Origin of the sequence: Pseudochrobactrum lubricantis (assembly GCF_041929865.1) — a bacterium.
GTDB classification, from domain to species: Bacteria; Pseudomonadota; Alphaproteobacteria; order Rhizobiales; family Rhizobiaceae; genus Pseudochrobactrum; species Pseudochrobactrum saccharolyticum.
Window position 1 is genome coordinate 1 of the sequence record NZ_JBHEEE010000029.1, and the last position, 5,289, is coordinate 5,289.

The window sequence follows — 5,289 nt, forward strand, 5'->3', positions numbered from 1 at the left end:
ACGAGTGCCGCCATCGGGATCTGGCTGACCCAATCACCAAGAACGAGGATCATGAACAGCAAAAACACACCGGCGCAGAATGTCGAGAGCCGTCCCCGGCCGCCCGACTTCACGTTGATGATCGACTGGCCGATCATCGCACAACCCGCCATGCCGCCGATGAAGCCGGTCACGGTATTGGCAACGCCTTGGCCGACGCATTCGCGGTTCTTGTCGCTCGGAGTATCGGTCAGATCATCAACGATCTGAGCCGTCATCAGAGATTCCAGAAGCCCAACCGCGGCCACCGCCACGGAATAAGGCAGGATGATCATCAGGGTGTCGAGGTTGAACGGGATCTGCGGAATGAGGAATATCGGCAAGGTGGAGGGCAGCTCACCCATGTCGCCGACAGTGCGGATGTCGAAACCGAAACCGATCGACAGTGCGGTCAAAACCACGATGCAGACCAGTGGTGAAGGCACTGCCTTCGTCACGTATGGGAAGAGGTAGATGATCCCGAGGCCGGCCGCGACCAGGATGTAAGTGAGCATAGGAACGTTTGTCAATTCCGGCAACTGCGCCATGAAAATCAGAATGGCCAGCGCATTGACGAAGCCGGTCATGACGGACTTCGACACGAAGCGCATCACGTAACCCAGCTTGAAGATGCCAGCAATGATCTGCAGAATGCCGGCGAGAATGGTCGCAGCCAAAAGATATTGCAGGCCATGGTCGCGAACAAGCGTGACCATGAGCACTGCGGTTGCGGCCGTCGCGGCGGAAATCATGCCGGGGCGACCGCCCACGAAGGCGATCAGCACGGCGATCGAGAACGATGCGTAGAGGCCGACCTTCGGGTCGACTCCTGCGATGATCGAAAAGGCGATGGCCTCGGGGATGAGGGCCAGCGCCACGACGAGGCCGGCAAGGACGTCACCTTTGACGTTGCCAAACCATTCGGACTTAAGTGAGCCAAGAAAATTGCGGTTCAAGTTAAAGGTCTCCATGCCGGCGACGATGGGAGGCGGTCGATCCGGGAGTTGATGTCGTTAATCATTGAGGTCACACACACGGATACGATCACGTCGCTATAGCTCTGGCCCAGAAGCGGCTAAATGCTTCGGGAGTTCCATAAGGAACTGAACAATGATGGCGATGCATGGATCTTGTGGGTTGCCGGGGGATGGGCGCCCGGATAAGCCACCCGCAGAGCGGGTCCGTTGACTATGGCAATATTGCGACAAAACAGTTTGGAATCAAGCAAAAATTCACGAAGCGCAGAGATCCGCCTAATGAGTCTCCTAGACCTGCCCGACATAGACGGATTGGATCGCTTTGTTTCCTTGCTGAGAGTTATATAATCGCACTTCTTTGGCCCTCGTTTCGCTGAAGACTTTTCGAAGGATTTGCGTAAAGCTCTCCTCAGGGGGGGGGTATTCGACCAGCGTGAAAAATCCCCGTGGGCTTAGCTTGTTCCTATAGGCCGGAGAGCCCATAGACTGTGTAAAACTCAAGATTGGTAGGATGGGGAATGGTTAACGTCGAGCGGAACTGCGTCAAAACAACGACCCTAAAATTCTGGCTCAAAGGCATTGTCTTTTTTGCCTTGTCGAAGAAATTCCCCTCTATCAGGGGTGTCTGCGGATCACTCACAATTGTGTTGCTCAGGGGAGCAGTCCGTCGACATGCCAAACGATCGCTTCCTAGAGCGCATCGACAACCAGCAATGACTGAACACAGGCGTCATTCAGCATGGCAGGAATTATAACCGACCCCAACCACGACGTCGAGCCACCCGCCCGCAACGAGGGCATTGAATGCGACGGTTGCCAGTGCCATTTCGGATGTGGTGAGTTTGCTCGACATGAGAAAGTCATCGCCAGAAATGGGATCTATCCGCCATCGCAAAGTCAGCGCACTGAGACATTTGGGTCTTTAGTCGAGTCCCTTGAATTTACCCAGCGCAATGTCGATTTTCCGAACTTGGGGGGAGGCTTGGTTGATATTATTCCGCCAGACGCTATTATGGGCGGCAAGAATTTGTCTCTAGCGTTGACCACGGATGTACTGGCAACGGTGGTAAGACGGGTGAGGAAGGTCGGGTTCTGTCCCGGCCTTTTGCTTTTATCATTTCATCGACCGAACACTGATCTGGGCGCCGCCGCAAGCGTCGCTGCAGCTTGGATGAGGTAAGACAATAGGATGTTCAGTTCTAGGGCGCTTGCCAATGTAAAACGGATCACTGGGAGATTTCGACAGCGAAATGATGGCCAAGGGAATCGGGGCAAATGGCGATAACCCTGTGTTGCCCAAAAAGCCAAGCAATTGTTCTAGCAGCGGCTGACCCGGACGAAAATTGCTTTTAGGTGATGGTCTCTGATCGGCGGCCTTATAGGAAAGCGCGTAGTCGTCCAATATCCTGCTTCCAAGAACAAGGCGCCTGATCTCCGTCAGTGTTAATGCTGGCTTGCCGTTCAGTAGTCGTGTAACGAGCTGGTTTTCATCCATACGGATACGGGAACATCCGTATTTGAAACGGGACGACTTTTCGGTTCGCGCCGCTCCGGCAGCCTGCGAACCAACAACATTAAGGTCATCCCCATATTGTAGGAAACTTCTTGACCTTAATCCTACACTCTCAGTTTATTTACCAACAAAATACACTGAGGTAAAAAATTGAGCGGCTATGACTTGCAATTTTCGAGTCTTTGCCTCATTAATGCCATTATCACGGACCCGTTTCGGCGGGTGGCTTCTCCGGGCGCCCATCCCCCGGCCACAAGTTTACTCTACGCAGTCCATTCTGGACGCCTTGAGTTCCCGTTGGTTATTCCCATGGAAAATCTGCTCGCCTGATCGGTGAATCGTATCACAACTGCTTAGCTGATGCGATCTCGTCAACGACATTGATCCGACCGCTAGCTCATCGTTGGGCTTCGCGGTGAGATCGTGCGCATGGTCCAGGGAGAACGACGTATTCAGGAAATTGAATGCCATTATTTTTCAATCGCTTTGTTTCGCATCACATTAAAGTCGGCGATCTGTCCATCATCTACCCTTCAGGCCGTCGCGCGACGTTTGGTAATGGGACGGGCAGGCCCATTGTGCTTCGGATCACGGATACCCACACCTTGTGGTCCTTGGTGTCCAATCCCGAACTGGCATTCGGGGAAGCCTTCATGGACGGTAGGCTGGTTCTCGAGGAAGGTGACATATACGACTTTCTCGAGCTCGTGTTCTCGAATGCCAGCGTCTACTCCCTCACAGGACCGGCAAAGTTCAGTCGATGGCTGACCGGGCTGCGCCGGCGATTTCATCAGCACAACCCGGTCGGTCGGGCCAAGGACAACGTGGCCCACCACTATGATCTCGATGGCTCACTCTATCGGTTGTTTCTGGATAGCGACAGCCAATATTCCTGTGCGTATTTCGAGAGTTCCGACTGTTCGCTTGAAGAAGCCCAGCTGGCAAAAAAGCGGCATCTTGCGGCCAAGCTGTTGATCGAACCGGGCCAGAAGATTCTCGACATCGGCTCGGGCTGGGGTGGTTTGGGCCTCTACTTGGCTGAGATGACAGATGCTGACGTTACCGGCGTCACGCTATCGGAAGAACAGTTCGTGATATCCAACGAGTGGGCTCAAACCCAAAATCTGGCGGACAGAGCGCGTTTCCATCTGAAGGATTATCGCCACCTCAATGAGCAATTCGATAGAATTGTCTCCGTCGGCATGTTCGAGCATGTCGGTGTTGGCCACTACGACGAATTCTTTTCTCAGGTGCGATCCCTCCTGAAGCCCGACGGTGTCATGGTATTGCATTCGATCGGTGTCAGTGATGGACCGTCCCATACCAATCCGTGGATTCATAAGTACATTTTCCCTGGCGGCTACATCCCGGCTCTTTCGGAAGTGTTGCCGGTCATCGAACGCCAAGGCCTCGTTGTCTGTGACATCGAAATCTTACGGCTTCATTATGCGGAAACGCTGAAAGCCTGGCGCGAGCGCTTCATGGCACGGCGTGAAGAAGCGGTCGGCCTATATGACGAGCGGTTTGCGCGGATGTGGGAGTTCTACCTCGCTTCTTCCGAATCCGCCTTCCGCCACCAGGGCATGATGGTCTTCCAGATCCAGCTTGCGCGGAAGCAGACATCTGTTCCGTTGCAACGCGATTACATCCAATTGGCAGAAACACGGCTCCGCGAAATGGAATGTTCATTGCCGGCCCAGATATCCCGAGCGGCTGAGTGAACTTCGAACCGCCATTGCCGTCGCTCGTCGCGGCGGTCACTTTCATTATTGCATCCGCTCTGTGAGAGCGCCAAGGAGTGTCTCCATTGTCAGCTAACAGTTTGACTCAAATGCGAACCGAATGGTTCGGAAATATCAAGGGCGATGCGCTTGCGGGCCTCGTCGTGGCGCTGGCCCTCATACCCGAAGCCATCGCCTTTTCGATCATCGCAGGGGTCGACCCGAAGGTCGGCCTCTACGCATCGTTCTCGATCGCCGTGCTGATCGCCTTCGTGGGCGGTCGCCCCGGCATGATCTCCGCCGCGACGGCGGCAACCGCCATCCTGATGATTACGCTCGCCAAGGAACATGGCGTCGAGTATCTTTTGGCTGCGACCATTCTCGCCGGCATTCTGCAGATCATTGCTGGCATTTTCAAGCTGGGTTACGTGATGCGCTTCGTGTCGAAGTCCGTCATGACCGGCTTCGTCAATGCGCTGGCCATTCTGATTTTCATGGCGCAGTTGCCGGAATTGACCAATGTTCCAATGCTAACCTATATCTTGGTCGCCGGCGGCCTTGGCATCATCTATCTGCTTCCCTATATCACCAAGGCTATACCTTCACCTCTGGTGTGCATCGTGGTGTTGACGGCCCTTTCGATCTGGTTCGGCTTCGATATCCGTACCGTTGGCGATATGGGTGAACTGCCGTCTACCCTGCCGGTCTTTTTGCTCCCGCAGATACCGCTTAATCTCGACACTCTGATACTCATCCTGCCCTATTCGGTTGCAGTGGCGGTCGTGGGATTGCTGGAATCCCTGATGACGGCGCAGATCGTCGATGATTTGACTGATACGCCCAGCAATAAAAACAGAGAATGTGTTGGTCAGGGTATCGCCAATACAGTGACGGGCTTCTTCGGTGGGATGGCCGGTTGCGCCATGATTGGTCAATCAATGATCAATGTAAAGTCCGGTGGCCGCGGTCGTCTGTCAAGTTTTTGCGCCGGTGTGTTTTTGCTGTTCATGATCCTCGTTCTTGGTGATTGGGTCAGCCAGATCCCGATGGCGGCACTCGT

5 protein-coding genes and 2 other annotated features are annotated in these 5,289 nt (G+C 54.2%); of the genes, 2 read left to right on the forward strand and 3 right to left on the reverse strand.

Annotation, left to right across the window (positions count from 1 at the left end; all coding sequences use genetic code 11):
- The 3 genes from JNC80_RS19745 to JNC80_RS19755 all read right to left on the reverse strand — a co-directional run.
- Positions 1–989: SulP family inorganic anion transporter (locus JNC80_RS19745; RefSeq protein ID WP_376711386.1), on the reverse strand; the 989-nt coding region annotated here is incomplete at its 3' end.
- Between the two features lie 163 nt (positions 990–1,152).
- Positions 1,153–1,204: a sequence feature (sul1 is cis-regulatory element that is thought to sense ions involved in sulfur or methionine metabolism; They are found in Alphaproteobacteria), on the reverse strand.
- A 521-nt stretch (positions 1,205–1,725) separates the two neighbouring features.
- Positions 1,726–1,848 carry a hypothetical protein gene (locus JNC80_RS19750; RefSeq protein ID WP_376711387.1) on the reverse strand — a complete coding sequence of 41 codons (123 nt, stop codon included), beginning with the start codon at positions 1,846–1,848 and terminating at the stop codon, positions 1,726–1,728.
- A gap of 261 nt (positions 1,849–2,109) precedes the next feature.
- Positions 2,110–2,490: a hypothetical protein gene (locus tag JNC80_RS19755; RefSeq protein WP_376711388.1), complete on the reverse strand. Its 381-nt coding sequence runs from the start codon at positions 2,488–2,490 to the stop codon at positions 2,110–2,112.
- A 221-nt stretch (positions 2,491–2,711) separates the two neighbouring features.
- Positions 2,712–2,764: a sequence feature (sul1 is cis-regulatory element that is thought to sense ions involved in sulfur or methionine metabolism; They are found in Alphaproteobacteria), on the forward strand.
- A gap of 208 nt (positions 2,765–2,972) precedes the next feature.
- Between JNC80_RS19755 and JNC80_RS19760 the strand changes: the two genes are divergently transcribed.
- Both JNC80_RS19760 and JNC80_RS19765 read left to right on the forward strand, forming a co-directional pair.
- On the forward strand, positions 2,973–4,229 hold the full coding sequence (locus JNC80_RS19760) for a cyclopropane fatty acid synthase (RefSeq protein WP_376711389.1): 1,257 nt from the start codon (positions 2,973–2,975) through the stop codon (positions 4,227–4,229).
- A gap of 110 nt (positions 4,230–4,339) precedes the next feature.
- Positions 4,340–5,289, forward strand: a 950-nt coding sequence (locus tag JNC80_RS19765) for a SulP family inorganic anion transporter (protein ID WP_376711390.1), incomplete at its 3' end; no start/stop codon positions are given.

What these genes read in the sequence shown, in the direction of transcription:
- JNC80_RS19750 (WP_376711387.1), bottom strand. Translation starts at nt 1,848, where the DNA reads ATGTCGAGCAAACTCACCACATCCGAAATGGCACTGGCAACCGTCGCA.
- JNC80_RS19755 (WP_376711388.1), bottom strand. Translation starts at nt 2,490, where the DNA reads ATGGATGAAAACCAGCTCGTTACACGACTACTGAACGGCAAGCCAGCA.
- JNC80_RS19760 (WP_376711389.1), top strand. Translation starts at nt 2,973, where the DNA reads ATGCCATTATTTTTCAATCGCTTTGTTTCGCATCACATTAAAGTCGGC.